Genomic DNA, 16,808 nt, shown 5'->3' with positions numbered 1-16,808 from the left:
CGTGATTTCAGCGCGCCATCACGGCGAGCACATCGTAATAATCCGAGAGCGCGATCGGGCGATCGAGCTGGCAGCCGATCCGCCCGCCGAGCGACCAGCGGATCTCGGCGACGACCACACCGACGACGGGCAACGTGATGCGCAGCCGGTCGCCGACGGCATAGCCGGCGTCGCAGCGGGCCATGAGGCCCAGGGCGGAGATGTTGACAATCAACATGACGAGCGGCTGCGCGTCGGGGCCGAAGCCGCGCGCGCGATAATGGACCTCGTCGCGACCGACCGCGCGGCCGTCTTTCCAGGCGAGGGCGCCCAATGTCATTCCGTCACGCTTCCCCGTTGGTGTGAACGCTACCGACGCTAGGCGCGCGGAATGAATCGTCTGGCAACGAAGCTGGTTTACAAATGCTTGTGAGAGGCTGTTTGAGAAATCGCGGAAGAGCGATTTCCGATGCGGCACCGGCCCACTCCCCCACCCGGCCACCCACTAGGATAATCGCACTGGGTGGCCGGGTGGGGGAGTGGGCCGGTGCCGCAATGCGCTGAACAGCGCGTTTCAAACAACCTCTGCCGGCTCAGCGCGTGAGCAGGCCGTGATGCTTCTTGCCCGCGGACAGCCGCATCGGCTGATCGCCAAGGCAGATCACGGCGGTGTCGTCGGCGACCTTTTCGCCATCGAGCCGCGCGCCGCCGCCCTTGATCAGGCGGCGCGCCTCGCCCTTCGAGGCCGCGAAGCCGAGCGCGACCAGCGCGTCGACGACACCGATCTCGCCACCCGGGACCGTATGGCGCGGGAGCGCGTCGCCGGTCGCGCCTTCCTCGAAGGTCTTGCGGGCCGTTTCGGCGGCGGCGGCAGCAGCGACCGCGCCCCGGCACATCACGGTCGCCGCGTCGGCGAGCATTTTCTTGGCCTCGTTGATCTCGGCGCCTTCGAGGCGTTCCAGCCGCGCGATCTCGTCGAGCGGCAGATCGGTGAACAGCCGCAGGAAACGGCCGACGTCGCGATCGTCGGTGTTGCGCCAGAACTGCCAGTAATCGTAGCTCGGCAACTGGTCCTCATGGAGCCACACCGCGCCCGCCATCGTCTTGCCCATCTTGCCGCCGTCGGCGGTGGTGATGAGCGGCGTGGTGACGCCGAACACCTCGGTGCCGTCCATCCGCCGCGCCAGCTCGACTCCGTTGACGATATTCCCCCATTGGTCCGATCCGCCCATCTGGAGGCGGCAGCCGGCGCGCTGCGCGAGTTCGCGGAAATCGTAGGCCTGGAGGATCATGTAGTTGAATTCGAGGAACGACAGCGATTGCTCGCGATCGAGCCGCAGCTTGACCGAATCGAAGCTCAGCATCCGGTTGACCGAGAAATGCTGGCCGACCTCACGCAGGAAGGGGATATATTCGAGCGCGTCGAGCCATTCGGCATTGTCGAGCATCACCGCGTCCGACGGCCCGTCGCCGAAGGTCAGGAAGCGTTCGAAGATACGCTTGATCGAGGCGACATTGGCCTTGATGCCGTCTTCGGCGAGCAGCTTGCGGGCTTCGTCCTTGAAGCTCGGATCGCCGATCTTGCCGGTGCCGCCGCCCATCAGCACGATCGGCTTGTGCCCGGTCTGCTGGAGCCGGCGCAGCAGCATGATCTGGACGAGGCTGCCGACGTGGAGCGAGGGCGCGGTGGGATCGAAGCCGATATAGCCGGGCACGACCGATCTGGCCGCGAGCGCATCGAGCGCGGCAGCGTCGGTGATCTGGTGGATATAGCCGCGCGTCGAGAGCAGGCGGAGGAGATCGGATCGATAGTCGGTCATGGCGGGGCGGCGCTTAGCACGCGCTCGAATGGGCGTCATCCCGGCGATGTGAGATAGTCCTTATGCATGGTTCGTCATGCCGGACTTGTTCCGACATCCAACCCTCCACGAACGGTAGCGCTTGAGGCACGTTGGACCCCGGAACTAATCCGGGGTGACGAAGGAAGTGGGTGGGGGCGGGCTCAGCCCGGCAGTTTGCCCAGCGGATCGACCGCGTCGCGGCCCTTGCGGACCTCGAAATGGACACCGGGTTCGGGGGCCGAGCCCGATTGCCCCGATAGCGCGATCCGCTGTCCGCGCTTGACCGACTGGCCGCGCTTGACGAGCAGCGAACTGGCATTGCCGTATACCGTTACCCAGCCGTCGCCGTGCTTGAGGATCACGAGCCCGCCGAGCGACGGGATGCCGGTGCCCGCATAGGCCACGACGCCATCGGCGGCGGCCGCGACGGGCGTGCCGACGGGGGCTGCGATCTGGATGCCGTCGCTGCGCTTGCCGTTGCCCATCGCGCCGAATTTGGAAACGACGCGGCCCTGCACCGGCCAGGAGAATCCGCCGACGAGCCGCGCCGGCGTGGCGACTGCGGTGGTTGGCGCGGGCACGTGCGCGGGCGAGGTGGTGGCCGCGGCCGGCGTGCGATTCTCGGCGATCGCGGGTTCGCTGCCGGTGACGAGATCGTCGATATCGAGCGTGAAGGCAGCGGCGCGCTCGGCCGCGCTGGTCTGGCCGGGTTCGGTGCCGCCGGGGATCAGCAGCCGCCAGCCGGTACGCAGCAGATAGGGTTCGGTGAGGCCGTTCACCGCGACGATGCGCGACCATTCGACGCCGTAGGCACGCGCGATCGCGATCCCCGTCTGGCCGCGCGTGATCTCGTGATAGCGCCCGCCGGGGATCGTCAGCCGCTGGCCGGCGCGGATGATATAAGGCTCAGTGAGGCCGTTCGCCTGCGCGATCGCCAGTTCACCGCCGCCGGTCTTGATCGCGATTCCGCGCAGCGTGTCACCAGGTTCGACCGTATAGGTCCGGGTCGCGATCGTGCGTGCATTGGGCGCGACCGGGTTGGTTTCCCACGCGGGCGGCGGCGAGGGCGAGGTCGTTACGTCCTGCCGGTAATCGGGATAGCCGCGATCGGGCTGGGGCGGTGGCGACGGCGCAACCGGAGGGGCGACGCTGGGGATGCACCCCGCCAGTGCCGCCATCGCGCCGAACGACGCCAGGCCGCTGATCGTGCGCCGATTCCCCGCGATCCTCATTGCGCCCCCGCTTACCGATACGCCTGACCCAGCATAGCGAGCGATTCGCGGTGCGTCAGGTCCAGATGGAGGGGGGTTACCGCGATATAGCCATCGGCGATCGCTTCGAGGTCGGTCGAATGCGCCGGTGTCTCGACCGTCGGGCCGAGCGCGAACCAGTGATAATCATAGCCGCGCGGATCGGTATTGCTGACAATCCGCAGCCGCCCGTAATCGCGCAGGCCCTGGCTTACGACGCGGATACCCTTGACCGCGTCCGGCGCCAGCGCGGGGAAATTGACGTTGACCAAGGTGCGCGGCGCAAGCTCCGCTTCGATCAGCGGGCGCAGCACGCGCTCTCCCCAGGCGGCGGCAGCGGCGAAGGGAACGGTGTCGCCCATGCCCTCGCGCGCATAGACCTGGCTCAGCGCGATCGCGGGAACGCCGGCGAGCGCGCCTTCCATCGCCGCCGAGACGGTGCCCGAATAGGTCACGTCCTCGGCCAGATTGGCGCCGCGATTGACGCCGGAGAGGATCAGATCGGGCTGGCAATCGGCCATGATCTTGGCGAGCGCCATCATCACCGCATCGGTGGGGGTGCCGTTGACGGCATAACGGCGCTCGGCGAAGTTGCGGATGCGTAAGGGGCGCGTCAGCGTCAGCGAATGGCCCGCGCCCGATTGCTCCTCGGTCGGCGCGACCACCCAGACGTCGTCGGAAAACCGCGCCGCGATTTCCTCAAGCACCTTGAGGCCGGGGGCATGATAGCCGTCGTCATTGGTGAGCAGGATGCGCATCAGCGCGCCGGCTCGATCCGGTCGAGACCGTGGATATAGGGCTTGAACAGATCGGGGATCGACACCGATCCGTCCTCATTCTGGTAATTCTCGATCACCGCCACCAGCGTGCGTCCGACCGCGAGCCCCGAGCCGTTGAGCGTGTGGACGAAACGCGTGCCCTTCTCGCCCGCGGGCCGATAGCGTGCGTTCATCCGCCGTGCCTGGAAATCGGTGCAGGTCGAGCAGCTCGAAATCTCGCGATAGCGCTGCTGGCCGGGCAGCCACACTTCGAGATCATAGGTGCGCGCGGCCGAGAAGCCCATGTCGCCGGTGCATAGTTTCACGCGGCGGAAAGCGAGGCCAAGCTGGGTGAGCAGAGCTTCGGCGCACGCCGTCATCCGCTCATGCTCGGCCTCGGACTGGTCGGGGGTGGTGATCGAGACCATCTCGACCTTGTCGAACTGGTGCTGGCGGATGAAACCGCGCGTATCGCGGCCCGCGGCGCCCGCTTCCGAGCGAAAGCACGGCGTGAGCGCGGCGAAGCGCAGCGGCAGTTCTTCCTCGGCGAGGATTTCCTCGCGGACGATGTTGGTCAGGCTGACCTCGGCGGTGGGGATCAGCCAGCGGCCGTCGGTGGTGCGGAACAGATCGTCGGCGAATTTGGGAAGCTGGCCGGTGCCGAACGCTACCTCGTCGCGGACGAGCAGCGGCGGCACGACCTGTTCGTAGCCGTGATCGCGCGCAAGGCTGGTCAGCATGAACTGGCCGAGCGCGCGGTAGAGCCGCGCCACGGGGCCGCGCAGCAGCGTGAAGCGCGCGCCGGCGAGCTTGACCCCGGTTTCGAAATCCATGCCGAGCGCGGGCGCGATCTCATCATGCTCGCGCGGTGCGAACGCGAAATCGGGCTTGGTGCCGTGCGTCGCCATTTCGAGATTGTCGTTCTCGTCGGCGCCATCAGGCACGTCGGCGAGGGGCAGGTTGGGGATTGACGCGAGGATGCCGTTCAGTTCGTCGCCGAGCCGTGCGCCTTCGGCTTCCAGTGCCGGCAGCCGCTCCTTGAGCACGCCGACCTCGGCCATCAGCGCCTGTGCGGTCGCCTCGTCCTTCTGCGCCTTGGCCGCACCGATCGCCTTCGACGCCTCGTTGCGCCGCGCCTGGCCCGCCTGGACCTCGGTGATCACCGACCGGTGGCGCTCGTCGAGCGCGATCAGATCTGCGGCGCGGGGTTCCAGCCCCCGGCGGCCGAGGGCGGCGTCGAAGGTGTCCGGATGGTCACGGATGAAGCGGATGTCGTGCATGTACGGCGCTATGGCTGCGCGCGACGGGCCGCGCAACCCCGCCGCCGCGGCCGCGTTCTATCGCTATCCCACCCCTTGATGAGGAGAAGAGAGATGCTGCTTCCGCACGACGCGTTCGTGATGGTCGCCGACGGCCGCAAGATGCTGTTCTTCCGTAACCAGGGCGATGCCGCGCGCCCCGATCTGGTCGTCGAGCATGCGCGCGAGCACGTCAATCCGCCCGACCGCGAGCAATCGAGCGATGCGCCGGGATCGGCATTCTCCAGCAACGGCTCGGGCCGAAGCTCGCATCAGGAAACAGATTTCCACCAGCTCGAGGAAGAGCGCTTCGCGGCCGAGACGGCGGCGATGCTCCGGCAGCGCGCCTTCGCCAACGACTATGAGAAACTGGTCGTGATCGCACCGCCGCGCACGCTGGGGGCGCTGCGCAAACATTATCACAAGGAAGTCGCCGATCGCCTGATCGCCGAGATCGACAAGAACCTGACCGGCCATCCGGTCGACCAGATCGAGAAGGCGTTGATCGGGGCGTAGAGGCTGTTTCGGAAATCGCGAAAGAGCGATTTCCGAGGCGGCACCGCCCTCCAGCGCCATTCCAACGATGCTGCGCATCGCCGGAACCTTGGGCGCTTCCGCCCGCTCCCCCACCCGGCCTCCCACAGCGCATCCTGATTGGGAGGCCGGGTGGGGGAGCGGGCCGGTGCCGCAACGCGCCAAAGGCGCATTCTCAAACAGACTCTCAGCCCGCGGCGTTATCCTTTTTGCGCGCGAGACGCTTGCGCACGACCAGCGCCGAGGCCGCGGCGCCGAACAGGAGCAGCATCGGCGGCGCCGGGACAGGGGCGGGCGGGCCGCCGCTCGATCCGCTCGATCCGCCGTGATGCCCGCCGCTGCTGCCATGATGGTGGCCGCCGCTGGTGCTCCAGCCCTTGCTCGACGATCCGTAGCCGTTCGACGAACTGCTGGTGCTCGACGACGATGAGGTCGACGAGGACGTGGAGGACGAGGTCGACGACGACGATGAGGTCGAGGACGACGACGAGACATTACCCGACGACGACGATGAGACGTTGCCCGACGATGACGAGGTGCTCGAGACGCCGCCGGTCGACGACGAGGTCGACGTCGAGCCGCCGCTCGAGGTCGACGAGATCACGATGCTGCCGCTCGATCCGCCGCCGCCACCGAAGAAACCGCCGAAGAAGCCGCCGCCGAACCCGCCACCGAAGCCGCCGCTGCCGCCGACGATGATCGGCGCGCTTCCGCCGCCGCCCGACATTTCGGGAAGCGGGGGCAGCGGCACGGGCGCCGGCTGGTTCATGACCGTCACCGTTGCGGGCGGACATTCGGCCACAGGCGGCCTCGGCACCGTCTTCGAGCGGTGGACGACCTTTTCCTTGGAGACGAGCTTGGTCGGGCGGTGGCGCATCTTGGTCTTGCTTGGAGAGGCGTCCGCAAGCGAGGCGTCGAGCGCGTCGCTGCCCACATGCTGCCGCACGACCTTGTCGGTCGGGCGCACGATCGGGTGCTGCTGCTCGGCAAGATGCACCGCGCCGCCGCCGAGAAGTGCTCCGCCCGCGGCGCATGCACACAATTTCGCCAAAGCTATCCGCACCGACATAGCGTGTCTCTCTTTTTGCCGGCAGGTGATGCCGCCGGCTTCGGTTGCAGCAAAGATTTCGCCGCCTGATGACTGAAAGTGCGGAACAAAGCCTTAATCGCAAGCGCGTTAACCACGCTTCACCGTCCCGCGGCGGGATTTTCTCGCGCCGTCCGGGCGCCGGCATGATTAATGTCCTGCAACGGGACAGGATGGGCCGCCGTTACCGGGCAATCGTTAATGCGCGCGGGCGAGCGAGCGGCCCTCTGGGCTGGCGCGAATCGAACGGCGACCGACTCGCGGCCCTGTTCGTCGGTGCGCAACAGCGCGGCGCCGGGGTGCGGCAGCGAACCCTTTTGCCGCGGTTCGTCGACATGCGTGTTCACAGTCGCTTGTGGAGCGTCCCGGGCATCGGTATAGGGCGCGCCAGTGCGGATCGGCACCGAGACGCCAAAGAGCGCGCGGAGCCGCCGTGGGGGAGAGTGGGAATGGCCAGCGCCTTGAAAAGTATTGATGATATCGCAAAACTAGTTCCGCCCCCGGCGAATGACGGGGACGGCTATCGGCCCAGTCCGGACGAGCCGTTCATGAACCCGCGCCAGCAGGATTATTTCCGTGACCTGCTTCAGGCGTGGAAGGAGGCGATCCTGCGTGAAGCGCAGGGGACGATCTCCCAGCTTCAGGCCGATTCGTTGCGCGAAGCCGATCTCACCGATCGCGCGTCGAGCGAGACCGACTGGTCGATCGAATTGCGCACGCGCGATCGCCAGCGCAAGCTGATCGCCAAGATCGACGCGGCGATCCGTCGCATCGACGAGGGCGAATACGGCTATTGCGAGGTGACCGGCGAGCCGATCTCGATCGCGCGGCTCGAGGCGCGGCCGATCGCGACGATGACGGTCGAGGCGCAGGAACGCCACGAACGCCAGGAGAAGGTATCGCGCGAGGACTGAGCCTTCGCGAACGGCGTCTTAACGCTTGGATAGCGAATGAACGATAGACCGGCGTTGAGAACGGCAACCGTAAACCAGCGGATTTGAGATGGATCGCTATTCCGACGATCGCCTTTCCGCCGTGGCCGATACCGATGTCGGCACCGGGCGCAACCAGACGCGCGACAGCTTGTTGCTGTCGGCGCGGTTTCGCGAGCTTGGCAAGAATCGCGAGGATCAGGTCCGCGTCCGCAATCTTTCCGCCGGCGGTTTGATGGTCGAATTGCCGCGCGACGTGCCCGTCGATACGGCGGTGGAAGTCGACGTGCGGGGAATCGGCTGGGTGAGCGGCCGCATCGCCTGGAATACCGCGGGGCGTGCCGGGGTGGCCTTCGATACGCCGATCGATCCGATGCTGGCACGCAAGCCGGTGAGCGCGCCGCGTAATCGTACCGTGAAGATTTGAGACGATGCCGGTTCGGCGGGAGCCCGCGTCGCGGGCCGCCGCCGTCCGGCGTGCCGCTTAGAGCAAGCTGCGTTAAATCCAATGCATGCCGCTTGCTCTAACTCTTTGTCATCGTAGCGTTGTTCGCGAGAAACCGGTTCCCACTTTTTCGCACGATGCTTTAGATCGCGGCCATTTCCTCTTTCAGCTTGAGCTTCAGTTTCTTCAGGTCGGCCAGCATGCGCGTATCGGGCGAGGGACGTTGCGACTCGACGACGATCTGCCGCTCGAGCCCGGCATGCTTGGCCTCAAGTGCCGAAAGATGCGCGTTTTGCATGGAAGCAGTCCTCCTGGTTGCCAACGGGACGGCCAGTAGATCACCAACGCGTGCAAATGTCGCTATCGAAGATGGTTGATTTCGACGGCATGTGCCATTTGCCGCATGATCGGGCCGGGGCACGAATCGCACCGGACGACGAGATGGAGGCGAGCGAGGGCGTAAGGTGGCGGACCAGACGGCGAATGAGGTGGAGATGCGGCGGCGGCTGGAGGCGTTGCGCGTCGAACATCGCGATCTCGACACCGCGATCGCCGCACTGGGTGACGCGAGCTCGGCCGATCAGCTCCAGCTCGCGCGGCTCAAGAAACGCAAGCTGCGGCTGCGTGACGAGATTGCGCGGATCGAGGATGCGCTCATCCCCGACATCATCGCCTGAGCTGGACCGGATCGGGACATGGGTTCGCCACGCAAACAGTGTCATGATGCGTGCGGATGTGGCACCGTCGGATGATGCAGGGGCGCCCGGACGATTCGCGAATCCATCGCAGGCTGATCGACTCGCTTTATGTCGAGGCGATGCTGCTTGCCGATGAGGCGCGCGCCTATTTTGACGAAGGCGGCCGCAGCGATCGCGAGGCGCTCGATCCGCTCGCACGGGTCGCGTTTTCGTGCGAATCGCTCAAGGTGACGACGCGGCTGATGCATGTCATCGCGTGGTTGCTCACCCAGCGCGCCGTGGCGGCGGGTGAACTGCCACCGCGCGATGCGCTCCATCCGTCGCGGCGGCTGGGGGCGGCGCCGGTTTCGGATGGCGACGCCGTTTCCGGGATGCCGGCGGCGGCGGGCCAGTTGGTGACTGCAAGCGCCGATCTCTATCGTCGTGTCGCGCGGCTCGATGCGGCTCAATCCGAAGCCGCCAGCCCGGCCAGCCCGGCGCGGCGGATGCTCGATCGACTCAACGCCGCGTTTTAAGTGTCTGGTCCGCTGCTGACCTTTTAGCCGAGAACCAGGCGCTCCCGCGCGGCGCGATATTCGGCCTCGAACCGATCGACCCGCGTGGCGACCGGCGTGATCGCGTCGATGGCGCCAATACCCTGTCCCGATCCCCAGATGTCACGCCAGGCCTTGGCCTTGCTCGAATTGCCGCCGCCGAAATTCATCGTCTTGAGGTCGCCCTTGGGGAGATCGTCGGGATCGAGCCCCGCGGCGGCGATCGAGTTGCGCAGGTAATTGCCGTGCACTCCGGTGAAGAGGTCCGAATAGACGATGTCGCTCGCGTGGCCGTCGACGATCGCCTGCTTGTACCCGTCGATCGCATTGGCCTCGGTCGTCGCGATGAAGGGTGAGCCGATATAGGCGAGATCGGCGCCCATCGCCTGCGCCGCGAGGATCGCGCCGCCGTTGGCGATCGCGCCCGACAGCGCGAGCGGCCCGTCGAACCACGCGCGGATCTCCTGGACGAGCGCGAACGGCGACAGCCGGCCGGCATGACCGCCGGCGCCCGCCGCGACCGCGATCAGCCCGTCGGCGCCCTTTTCGATGGCCTTGCGCGCATAACGATCGTCGATGACGTCGTGGAGGGTGATGCCGCCCCAACCGTGCACCGCGTGGTTGAGATCCTCACGTGCGCCAAGCGAGGTGATGACGATCGGCACCTGCCATTTCGCGCAGGTCGCAAGGTCGGTCTCGAGCCGGTCGTTCGAGCGGTGGACGATCTGGTTGACCGCGAAGGGGGCCGCCGGAGAATCGGGATGCGCCCGATTCCACGCGGCGAGTTCCTCGGTGATCCGGTGCAGCCACTCGTCGAGCAATGACTGCGGCCGTGCGTTGAGCGCGGGAAACGAACCGACAATGCCCGCTTTGCATTGCGCGATCACCAGATCGGGCACCGAGATGATGAACAGCGGTGCGCCGATGACCGGCAGGCGCAGCGTGCGAAGAAGGGGCGGAAGGCTCATCTGAGTTTCATAGCGCAACCCAATCGCGTGTCCAGCCGCGGCCGTCCCCGTTCACGGTCTTGTTCGGGTCGTTTGACGCATGGGTTGAGCGCGAGGTGCTGCCGGGCATCGAGAGCGGGGCGCTGGACCGGCAGGACATGGTGGCGGTCGCCGCCGCCCTCCGAGCATGGGAGTCAGACGGGACATGGGAGCAGGCATATGCTCGCTGACGGGGAACCCGCGTGGCTGGTAGCATGGCGCGAGTGCGACCATCAGCCGCTACCGTCGTTGGTTGAGCATACGCAACAGATGCTGGAGATGGTCGCGCTTAGTCAGTACGAAGTGAACTATGCGCCGTTTGATGATTCTAGCGTTGATGCTTGTGAGTTGTTCGCCTGGCGGTCGTTTCGACGCGACCGAATGGAAGAACGCGGATTTTACAGGGCGGGCGCGCGCAAACATGCTTCCCGATTTTTTGCAACGTCATCGCCTGAAAGGAATGGCTCGCGCGGAGGTTGTCAATTTCCTTGGAGAACCGACCGCAACGGACAAATGGGATGGCGCGGACATGGTGTATGTTCTTGGAAATGATGGAACCTACTTCCCGATCGATAACGAATGGCTGCTGATCGACCTCGATCAGCACAATCGCGTCGTGTCATTCAAACAAGTGAAGGACTGACGCTGCCAGCACCCTGCGCCTTAGGGCGTGGGGTGCCGCTAATGAAACCCGATTAGATTGCGAACATCGCTTTTCGCGCGGTAGTCATCAGAAATGCCAAACGCGATCATGACGAATCGAATTTTCTTAAGCGCAGTCTTGGTGCTTACCGGCTGTCAAAGTGCTCCACCTATGCCGGAGACGACTTTCACACAGGCGAAGCAGCGGTGCGGACTTGGCGCCACCACTTATACATATCGCGATGGCGTCTTTCTTGATGAACCTCTGATTGACTTCTCCCGAGAGGGGAATCCCGAGAGCGCGCATAGCTGCTTCAACAAGGCTTTGGAGGCTATTGATCGAGAGGCTGCCGAGCGCGGCGTGACTCATATTAGTTACATCTGGGAATGGCGAACCGCTCCGGAATGATGCGGAGCGGCGAACGCTCGACCGGCTAGAAAGACGCTAGAAAGCAAATCGTAAGCAGCTTTTGGATCTGACCCCGCTCGGAGTAAGTTGCTGTATTTATAGGAAAGTTTGGTGGACGCACTAGGGCTCGAACCTAGGACCCGCTGATTAAGAGCGTGGCTTAAGCTCTTGTTATAGCTTGTCAAAACTCGTCAAAACGGACCACAAGTCATTAAAATCAGCGGGTCTTGTGTCCGGCGGATCGCTTCAGTCTTCTTCACTCTCCGGCACCCAAATTCAGGCGTCTGGTACCCATATGTGCCCAACGCGGAAGACACGTAGTTTATTGAGATCGATTTTCTGGAGAATGTCGCGCGGCATGTGGTGCGGCGCGTGGGCGGGGAGTTCGGTCTAAACTACCCCCCGGTCATATCCTGAATATCGCATTCGATCGGGTATGTCAGGAACATTCCCGCCAGATCACCCGGCGACCAACCGCCATTTCGAAGCAAACTGCACCTTTCCTATGCAAGCCTCGTCAAAACCGGAAAATCCTTTGAGATTGGCGGGATACTGTGATGTTTGAGCTGTCATCGAAAGGATGACAGTGTGCGTAAGGCGCTAACCGACAAGACGATACAAGCCCTGAAACCTCGCAAGGGGGTCTATGACATCCATGACATGCATTGTCCGGGTCTGACCGTTCGCGTCTTCGAAAGTGGGCTGAGGTCGTTCGCGCTGCGATACCGCTACGGCACGAAGCAGCGTCGCTACGGCCTCGGCCGCTATCCGGTCGTCAGCCTTGTCAAAGCCCGCGAAAAAGCGATCGAGGCGTTGCGGCAAGTGGAGGAGGGTATTGATCCTTCGCGCCGTCGTCGCCAGCCCGATATGCAGGTTGAGGCAATATGCGCAGCGTTCATCCGGCAATATGCGAAACCGCGCAACCGCAACTGGCGCGAGACTGAGCGCATCCTTGATCGTGAGTTTGTTGCAGTTCACGGGCAGCGGGACATCCGCCAAATTAAGCGGCACGATGTCTTGGAAATCATGGATGCGGCGCTGGAACGAGGCGCGAGCTATCAGGCCAATCGCATCCTTGCGACGATCCGCAAGCTATTCAATTGGTGCCTCGAACGCGGGATCATCGACGCAACGCCGATCGCGGGCCTCAAGGCGCCCACAAGGGAGTTGTCGCGGGATCGGGTGCTTGACGATGGCGAAATCCGGCGGGTGCTGAATGCGGCGCGGTTGGATGCCTATCCGTTTCGGCAATTTGTCCCGCTATTGCTCGCTACCGCCCAGCGGCGCGGTGAACTGGCGAATATGCGTTGGAGCGAGTTGGACCTTGAGGCGCGGACTTGGGTGATCCCTGCCGAGCGCGCCAAGAACGGCAAACCGCATGTCGTCCACCTGAGCGACTTCGCGGTGTCGCTGCTCGACGAGGTGCCGCAATTCGTCGATTGCGACTTCGTGTTCACAACCACGCGGCGATCACCCGTGAGCGGGTTCAGCAAGGCGCTGCGATGGCTGCACAAGCACTCCGAGACATCCGATTGGCACATGCATGATCTTCGGCGCACAGCAGCGTCGGGGATGGCGAGAGCTGGGGTTGCGCCCTACGTCATCGAAAAGGTGCTGAACCATGTCAGCGGGACGATCAGCGGCGTTGCGGCTGTCTATAACCGCTATGGCTATGATGCCGAACGCTGCGCAGCGCTGGAGAAGTGGGGCGCAGGGCTGGCGGAGCTTAGTCACGGCGAATAGAATGTATTGTAAAATGCGATACAATGCGCTATGCGCTATGTGATTGGAGAATAGCAATGCCCCGTGCTGCTCAACGCAAGGATCACCCCCTCTCTATTCGCCTTCCTGACGCGGACTTGGCGATCATTGATCGTGCTGCCCAACTGCAAGGACGTTCGCGGACGGAGTTTATGCGCGATGCGGCAGTTCGGGCTGCGGAAGACGCCATCATGGATACCAACCTCCTCCGCGTTAGCCCTGAAGCTTTCGAGGCCTTTGTTGCGATGCTCGATGCGCCAGCCAAGCCTGTCCCCGCTTTGGTTGAGCTAATGAGGCGTCCTGCGCCATGGGAAACGGGCGCCGAGCAATAGACCGCTCCAGTCGTGCCAATTTCCGCACCTGAGCCGTTGAGTGACGGGCATGACTTGTCGCAGTTCACATGCGGTAAGCCGTCACTCGACAACTGGCTAAAGCACAGGGCGCTATCCAATCATAAAAGAGGCTTCACGGCTGTCATGGTCGTCCACGAAGCCGGGCGCGTAGTTGGTTATTACGGGCTTGCACCCACAGCCGTTGTGCCGACCGGAATGCCGCGTTCGATCCGTACTGGCCAGCCGCCAAATCCGATACCGTGTTTGCTGCTGGGGCAGTTGGCCACCGATATCAATTGGGCTGGGCGCGGAATTGGCTCGGGCTTGCTCAAGCATGCGTTGGAGCGCTGCATCGACGCAGCGAGGCTCATCGGCGGTCGCGCGCTCATCGTTAAAGCGGTAGACGAGGAGGCCGCGCAGTTCTGGCAGCGTAGGAAGTTCCTGCCATCAAGTGATAATCCAATGATCCTGTCCCGCTCGATTTCTGACATCGCCGCCTCGCTGTCCGAAGCAAGACAGACCCAGCAATGAAGGAATACGCACAGGCGCTCCTCGTCGATGCTGCCATGGCCGCGCTCAGGCATTCAACCGAAATCAGGTGGCCGCAGTAGGCGGATGGGGCCAGACATCGCCTGTCGCCCAGCCTTAAGAATATTTTTACCATGTTAGTTTCGGTTAACCTTTGGCGCGCATCCTCTCTCCGCCAACGGATGATGGAAAGGGCCGCGCCGATGCTAACTACCTCAGAATTCAGCCTTCCAGCCGATGACCTCGGCCCGCTTGGCAACGCCTTCGACATGATCGGTCGCCATCGCTTCGGTCCACGTTGGACCACGGATATGGCGAGGGCGGTAAGGTTGGGGCAGCGAAGTCGGGACCGGGAGAAACGGGCGCGAGGGAATTGGGCGGTCAAGGCGCTGACCCAGTGTGTCGAGAACGGGTGGCTGCCGCTTGTGTATTTCGTTGGCGGCAGGCGCGTGCGGTATTTCGATGATTCACACGGGCCGACGCTTCACGCACTATACCCGCAGCCCACCGAAGATTTGGAAGGGCAGATCGAGCTGAAGGGCGGTGATATCCACCCTTGCATGGTCGATGCTTCCGACCTTTCTGACGTACTGCGCCGGAAATTCCCCAAACCTTCCGCTAATCGAACCGGGCCGCGCCGGAACTTTCTCAGATTCGAGGAGGAGCTGGACCGTTACTTCAACGATCATCCATTGGATACACGTGGGTGCGAGGTGATCCGCGATTTGGGAAAGATATTGCCAGAGGAATCTATGCCCTCACGAGCGAGTGCCTATCGTCTAATCTATGAAGCGACAAAGCGCGTCCAAGCGCATTTTCTCAACGCGCAATCTGAGACGAATATGAGACGAACAACTTTGGCATAGCGGCTCGATCGGCGTCATTTTCGGTCAGGAAGGCGCGCGCCTTCATCTATCAGATGAAGGAAACCTCACATGCCACATGCCGAGAATGTGCAGGCGCTCGATCGCCTGCTGCTTTGCCGTGCCGATCTGCGTCGGCGCGGAATCAAGATTTCAGATTCGACGATTGCCCGTCTTGAAAAGAAGGGGGCGTTCCCGAGGCGCGTCCGCGTTTCCACAAATTCGGTAGCGTGGATGGCTGCCGAAATTGACGCTTACATTGCCGACTTGGCGGCGTCGCGGGAGGACGGTCGATGAGCGAGCCGGTCAAATCCGAAAGCGAGGCAGCGCATCTGTTCCGCGAAAAATGCGGCAAAGACGTCCACTACGTGCCGGAACGTGGCGACTGGATCGTCAGGAACGGAAAGTTATGGGACTTCGATAGCTCGCTTCGGGTCGATGATATGATTCGAGTCCTACTGGACAGCCGCGATGATATAGAACCCAAGTGGAAAGGCTCGCTCAACGTCACCCGCAACGTCAAGGAGTTCGCGAAGCGAGATCCGGCCTTGCACCTCTCCGTAAACGAGATCGACGCCGACCCGCTATTGGTAGGGACGAAGACCGGCGTTTACTCCCTAAAGCGGCACAGGCAGATCAAACCCAAGCCCGGTGTATTTGTCATAAACCGGACATCGGTTGACCCCGATATAAGCAGGGTTCCCCGGCGCTGGATCAGGTTCCTCAAGCAAATCTGCCAAGGAGATATGGAACTCGTCCGGTTTCTCCAACGCTGGGCGGGCTATAGCCTTACCGGGAGCGTGTCCGAACACGCCCTGCTGGTGATTTACGGCCCGGGCGGGAACGGGAAAGGGGTGCTGGTCAACACACTGGCGACGATCATGGGCAGCTATCATCGCGAAGCCACCCCGGATACATTCGTGGAAGGCAAGGGCCGCACCCATGAAACGGCGATGGCCTTCATCGCGGGGGCGCGGGTTGTGACGTCCAGCGAAACTGATCAGGGCGGAAGCTGGAACGAGGCAACGATGAAACGCGCAGTGGCGGGCGACTCGGTGACAGCGCGGTTCCTGTATAAGAACCCGTTCACCTACCGACCGACTTACAAAATCTGGATCGCGACCAACCACCTGCCCAAGCTCAAATCGGTCGGTCCAGCGATGCGGCGGCGCATCCACCTCCTCGAACTGGACTATGTGCCGAAACGGCCTGATCCCGACCTTGAGGCTCGCTTGCGCGATGAGCATGAAGCGATCCTTGCATGGATGCTCGAAGGCGCGCGCGAGTGGCGGAAGCAGGGCCTCAATCCGCCCACATCAGTCAGGCGCGCAACCGACGAATATTTCGAGGAGCAGGATGTCATGGGCGTCTGGCTCCGCGAGAAGACGCGCCGGTCGGAGACAGCGGTCACGCCGTCCTCGGCCCTGTGTGACAGCTACAATCGCTTCCTGAGGTCACGGAACATGCCGGAGGTGGATGCGAGCTATTTCGGGCGGCAACTGAGCGCGAGGGGCTATCAGCGCCAGCTCACCAAGGCCCACAAGGGCGGGGTGCGCACCCGTTGTTTCATCGGGCTGCGGTTGAAGGTGAACAGTTGAACAGCCGGGGCGTATAATCGCGATCGATGCGTTTCCGCGCTACGTCAATTATACGTCCTCAACTGTTCAAGTGCTCGGCGAATGTCAGTCGATGGTCGCGGTCAGGGCCTTCTTCGCCTCTGCTAGCGCCTTGGACCCGGCGGGCCACTGCCACGGCTGCCTCGGAACATGTGCGTCGGCCAGAGCGGGATATTCCAGCTTCTTGGAGACGGCGAGGCGCAGCATCATGCGGGCTTCGCGCGGCTTGATTTTCAGTTCGCCGCAAAGGTCGGTGAGGGTGATGGTCTTGGTTTTATCGACGGCCATGAGGTCAGTCCTTTCGGTCAGAGTTGGA

At 63.4% G+C, this 16,808-nt stretch carries 21 protein-coding genes; 12 read left to right on the top strand and 9 right to left on the bottom strand.

The genetic code is table 11. From position 1 onward, the window contains the following. Positions 1 to 7: 7 nt before the first annotated feature. The 5 genes from DFR49_RS05560 to serS form a co-directional block, all read right to left on the bottom strand. Positions 8 to 319 carry a PilZ domain-containing protein gene (locus tag DFR49_RS05560; RefSeq protein WP_119034681.1) on the bottom strand — a complete coding sequence of 104 codons (312 nt, stop codon included), beginning with the start codon at positions 317 to 319 and terminating at the stop codon, positions 8 to 10. A gap of 253 nt (positions 320 to 572) precedes the next feature. After that, positions 573 to 1,799, bottom strand: coding sequence for a tyrosine--tRNA ligase (gene tyrS / locus DFR49_RS05555; RefSeq protein ID WP_119034680.1), 1,227 nt, complete (start codon positions 1,797 to 1,799; stop codon positions 573 to 575). Positions 1,800 to 1,981: 182 nt separating this feature from the next. After that, positions 1,982 to 3,052: a M23 family metallopeptidase gene (locus DFR49_RS05550; protein WP_119034679.1), complete on the bottom strand. Its 1,071-nt coding sequence runs from the start codon at positions 3,050 to 3,052 to the stop codon at positions 1,982 to 1,984. An 11-nt stretch (positions 3,053 to 3,063) separates the two neighbouring features. Continuing rightward, a complete protein-coding gene (gene surE / locus DFR49_RS05545) occupies positions 3,064 to 3,828 on the bottom strand; it encodes a 5'/3'-nucleotidase SurE (protein WP_119034678.1) in 765 nt (254 codons plus the stop codon). Further along, a complete protein-coding gene (serS, locus tag DFR49_RS05540) occupies positions 3,828 to 5,108 on the bottom strand; it encodes a serine--tRNA ligase (RefSeq protein WP_119034677.1) in 1,281 nt (426 codons plus the stop codon). Before serS ends, surE begins: the two co-directional genes overlap by 1 nt. Before the next feature lie 93 nt (positions 5,109 to 5,201). Between serS and DFR49_RS05535 the strand changes: the two genes are divergently transcribed. Next, positions 5,202 to 5,642 (top strand): host attachment family protein, encoded by a 441-nt coding sequence (locus DFR49_RS05535; protein ID WP_119034676.1) that lies wholly within the window; start codon positions 5,202 to 5,204, stop codon positions 5,640 to 5,642. Between the two features lie 205 nt (positions 5,643 to 5,847). Here the strand turns inward: DFR49_RS05535 and DFR49_RS21875 are convergent, their stop codons facing one another. Then, positions 5,848 to 6,729 carry a hypothetical protein gene (locus DFR49_RS21875; protein ID WP_170150929.1) on the bottom strand — a complete coding sequence of 294 codons (882 nt, stop codon included), beginning with the start codon at positions 6,727 to 6,729 and terminating at the stop codon, positions 5,848 to 5,850. 467 nt (positions 6,730 to 7,196) lie between these two features. Here DFR49_RS21875 and dksA point away from each other — a divergent pair, with 467 nt between their 5' ends. Both dksA and DFR49_RS05520 read left to right on the top strand, forming a co-directional pair. Beyond that, positions 7,197 to 7,661, top strand: coding sequence for an RNA polymerase-binding protein DksA (gene dksA, locus DFR49_RS05525; RefSeq protein WP_119034675.1), 465 nt, complete (start codon positions 7,197 to 7,199; stop codon positions 7,659 to 7,661). 88 nt (positions 7,662 to 7,749) lie between these two features. After that, positions 7,750 to 8,106 (top strand): PilZ domain-containing protein, encoded by a 357-nt coding sequence (locus DFR49_RS05520; RefSeq protein ID WP_119034674.1) that lies wholly within the window; start codon positions 7,750 to 7,752, stop codon positions 8,104 to 8,106. A 160-nt stretch (positions 8,107 to 8,266) separates the two neighbouring features. On the opposite strand, the gene DFR49_RS05515 is transcribed toward DFR49_RS05520, so the two are convergent. Then, positions 8,267 to 8,422 carry a DUF465 domain-containing protein gene (locus DFR49_RS05515; protein WP_119034673.1) on the bottom strand — a complete coding sequence of 52 codons (156 nt, stop codon included), beginning with the start codon at positions 8,420 to 8,422 and terminating at the stop codon, positions 8,267 to 8,269. 196 nt (positions 8,423 to 8,618) lie between these two features. Between DFR49_RS05515 and DFR49_RS05510 the strand changes: the two genes are divergently transcribed. Both DFR49_RS05510 and DFR49_RS05505 read left to right on the top strand, forming a co-directional pair. Continuing rightward, positions 8,619 to 8,801, top strand: coding sequence for a YdcH family protein (locus DFR49_RS05510; RefSeq protein ID WP_119035279.1), 183 nt, complete (start codon positions 8,619 to 8,621; stop codon positions 8,799 to 8,801). Between the two features lie 74 nt (positions 8,802 to 8,875). Beyond that, the gene (locus DFR49_RS05505; RefSeq protein ID WP_425454927.1) at positions 8,876 to 9,337 is read left to right on the top strand and encodes a DUF1465 family protein; all 462 of its coding nucleotides are present in this window, start codon (positions 8,876 to 8,878) and stop codon (positions 9,335 to 9,337) included. A gap of 23 nt (positions 9,338 to 9,360) precedes the next feature. Here the strand turns inward: DFR49_RS05505 and DFR49_RS05500 are convergent, their stop codons facing one another. After that, positions 9,361 to 10,323: an NAD(P)H-dependent flavin oxidoreductase gene (locus DFR49_RS05500; RefSeq protein ID WP_119034672.1), complete on the bottom strand. Its 963-nt coding sequence runs from the start codon at positions 10,321 to 10,323 to the stop codon at positions 9,361 to 9,363. A 328-nt stretch (positions 10,324 to 10,651) separates the two neighbouring features. On the opposite strand from DFR49_RS05500, the gene DFR49_RS05495 reads away from it, so the two are divergent. The 7 genes from DFR49_RS05495 to DFR49_RS05465 all read left to right on the top strand — a co-directional run bounded on the left by DFR49_RS05495 (position 10,652) and on the right by DFR49_RS05465 (position 16,474). Beyond that, positions 10,652 to 10,984: a hypothetical protein gene (locus tag DFR49_RS05495; protein WP_119034671.1), complete on the top strand. Its 333-nt coding sequence runs from the start codon at positions 10,652 to 10,654 to the stop codon at positions 10,982 to 10,984. Positions 10,985 to 11,980: 996 nt separating this feature from the next. Further along, a complete protein-coding gene (locus tag DFR49_RS05490) occupies positions 11,981 to 13,135 on the top strand; it encodes a tyrosine-type recombinase/integrase (protein WP_170150928.1) in 1,155 nt (384 codons plus the stop codon). A 56-nt stretch (positions 13,136 to 13,191) separates the two neighbouring features. Further along, a complete protein-coding gene (locus DFR49_RS05485) occupies positions 13,192 to 13,485 on the top strand; it encodes a type II toxin-antitoxin system TacA family antitoxin (RefSeq protein WP_119034669.1) in 294 nt (97 codons plus the stop codon). A gap of 12 nt (positions 13,486 to 13,497) precedes the next feature. Further along, positions 13,498 to 14,016 carry a GNAT family N-acetyltransferase gene (locus DFR49_RS05480; RefSeq protein WP_119034668.1) on the top strand — a complete coding sequence of 173 codons (519 nt, stop codon included), beginning with the start codon at positions 13,498 to 13,500 and terminating at the stop codon, positions 14,014 to 14,016. A 200-nt stretch (positions 14,017 to 14,216) separates the two neighbouring features. Then, positions 14,217 to 14,879 (top strand): hypothetical protein, encoded by a 663-nt coding sequence (locus DFR49_RS21670; protein ID WP_147373655.1) that lies wholly within the window; start codon positions 14,217 to 14,219, stop codon positions 14,877 to 14,879. A gap of 69 nt (positions 14,880 to 14,948) precedes the next feature. Next, entirely contained in the window at positions 14,949 to 15,173 is a 225-nt protein-coding gene (locus DFR49_RS05470; RefSeq protein ID WP_119034666.1) for a helix-turn-helix transcriptional regulator, read from the top strand. Next, positions 15,170 to 16,474 (top strand): phage/plasmid primase, P4 family, encoded by a 1,305-nt coding sequence (locus DFR49_RS05465; RefSeq protein ID WP_119034665.1) that lies wholly within the window; start codon positions 15,170 to 15,172, stop codon positions 16,472 to 16,474. Before DFR49_RS05470 ends, DFR49_RS05465 begins: the two co-directional genes overlap by 4 nt. A gap of 84 nt (positions 16,475 to 16,558) precedes the next feature. On the opposite strand, the gene DFR49_RS05460 is transcribed toward DFR49_RS05465, so the two are convergent. Next, the gene (locus tag DFR49_RS05460) at positions 16,559 to 16,780 is read right to left on the bottom strand and encodes a hypothetical protein (RefSeq protein WP_119034664.1); all 222 of its coding nucleotides are present in this window, start codon (positions 16,778 to 16,780) and stop codon (positions 16,559 to 16,561) included. Positions 16,781 to 16,808 lie beyond the last annotated feature (28 nt).

Origin of the sequence: Hephaestia caeni, assembly GCF_003550065.1 — a bacterium.
Lineage (GTDB): Bacteria > Pseudomonadota > Alphaproteobacteria > Sphingomonadales > Sphingomonadaceae > Sphingomonas > Sphingomonas caeni_A.
This window is presented reverse-complemented; position numbering and strand designations above follow the sequence as displayed.

What these genes read in the sequence shown, in the direction of transcription:
- DFR49_RS05515 (WP_119034673.1), bottom strand. Translation starts at nt 8,422, where the DNA reads ATGCAAAACGCGCATCTTTCGGCACTTGAGGCCAAGCATGCCGGGCTC.
- DFR49_RS05470 (WP_119034666.1), top strand. Translation starts at nt 14,949, where the DNA reads ATGCCACATGCCGAGAATGTGCAGGCGCTCGATCGCCTGCTGCTTTGC.
- serS (WP_119034677.1), bottom strand. Translation starts at nt 5,108, where the DNA reads ATGCACGACATCCGCTTCATCCGTGACCATCCGGACACCTTCGACGCC.
- DFR49_RS21875 (WP_170150929.1), bottom strand. Translation starts at nt 6,729, where the DNA reads ATGTCGGTGCGGATAGCTTTGGCGAAATTGTGTGCATGCGCCGCGGGC.
- DFR49_RS05510 (WP_119035279.1), top strand. Translation starts at nt 8,619, where the DNA reads ATGCGGCGGCGGCTGGAGGCGTTGCGCGTCGAACATCGCGATCTCGAC.
- DFR49_RS05560 (WP_119034681.1), bottom strand. Translation starts at nt 319, where the DNA reads ATGACATTGGGCGCCCTCGCCTGGAAAGACGGCCGCGCGGTCGGTCGC.
- DFR49_RS05485 (WP_119034669.1), top strand. Translation starts at nt 13,192, where the DNA reads ATGCCCCGTGCTGCTCAACGCAAGGATCACCCCCTCTCTATTCGCCTT.
- tyrS (WP_119034680.1), bottom strand. Translation starts at nt 1,799, where the DNA reads ATGACCGACTATCGATCCGATCTCCTCCGCCTGCTCTCGACGCGCGGC.
- surE (WP_119034678.1), bottom strand. Translation starts at nt 3,828, where the DNA reads ATGCGCATCCTGCTCACCAATGACGACGGCTATCATGCCCCCGGCCTC.
- DFR49_RS05465 (WP_119034665.1), top strand. Translation starts at nt 15,170, where the DNA reads ATGAGCGAGCCGGTCAAATCCGAAAGCGAGGCAGCGCATCTGTTCCGC.
- DFR49_RS05500 (WP_119034672.1), bottom strand. Translation starts at nt 10,323, where the DNA reads ATGAGCCTTCCGCCCCTTCTTCGCACGCTGCGCCTGCCGGTCATCGGC.
- DFR49_RS05505 (WP_425454927.1), top strand. Translation starts at nt 8,876, where the DNA reads ATGCAGGGGCGCCCGGACGATTCGCGAATCCATCGCAGGCTGATCGAC.
- DFR49_RS05520 (WP_119034674.1), top strand. Translation starts at nt 7,750, where the DNA reads ATGGATCGCTATTCCGACGATCGCCTTTCCGCCGTGGCCGATACCGAT.
- DFR49_RS21670 (WP_147373655.1), top strand. Translation starts at nt 14,217, where the DNA reads ATGCTAACTACCTCAGAATTCAGCCTTCCAGCCGATGACCTCGGCCCG.
- DFR49_RS05495 (WP_119034671.1), top strand. Translation starts at nt 10,652, where the DNA reads ATGCGCCGTTTGATGATTCTAGCGTTGATGCTTGTGAGTTGTTCGCCT.
- DFR49_RS05535 (WP_119034676.1), top strand. Translation starts at nt 5,202, where the DNA reads ATGCTGCTTCCGCACGACGCGTTCGTGATGGTCGCCGACGGCCGCAAG.
- dksA (WP_119034675.1), top strand. Translation starts at nt 7,197, where the DNA reads ATGGCCAGCGCCTTGAAAAGTATTGATGATATCGCAAAACTAGTTCCG.
- DFR49_RS05460 (WP_119034664.1), bottom strand. Translation starts at nt 16,780, where the DNA reads ATGGCCGTCGATAAAACCAAGACCATCACCCTCACCGACCTTTGCGGC.
- DFR49_RS05550 (WP_119034679.1), bottom strand. Translation starts at nt 3,052, where the DNA reads ATGAGGATCGCGGGGAATCGGCGCACGATCAGCGGCCTGGCGTCGTTC.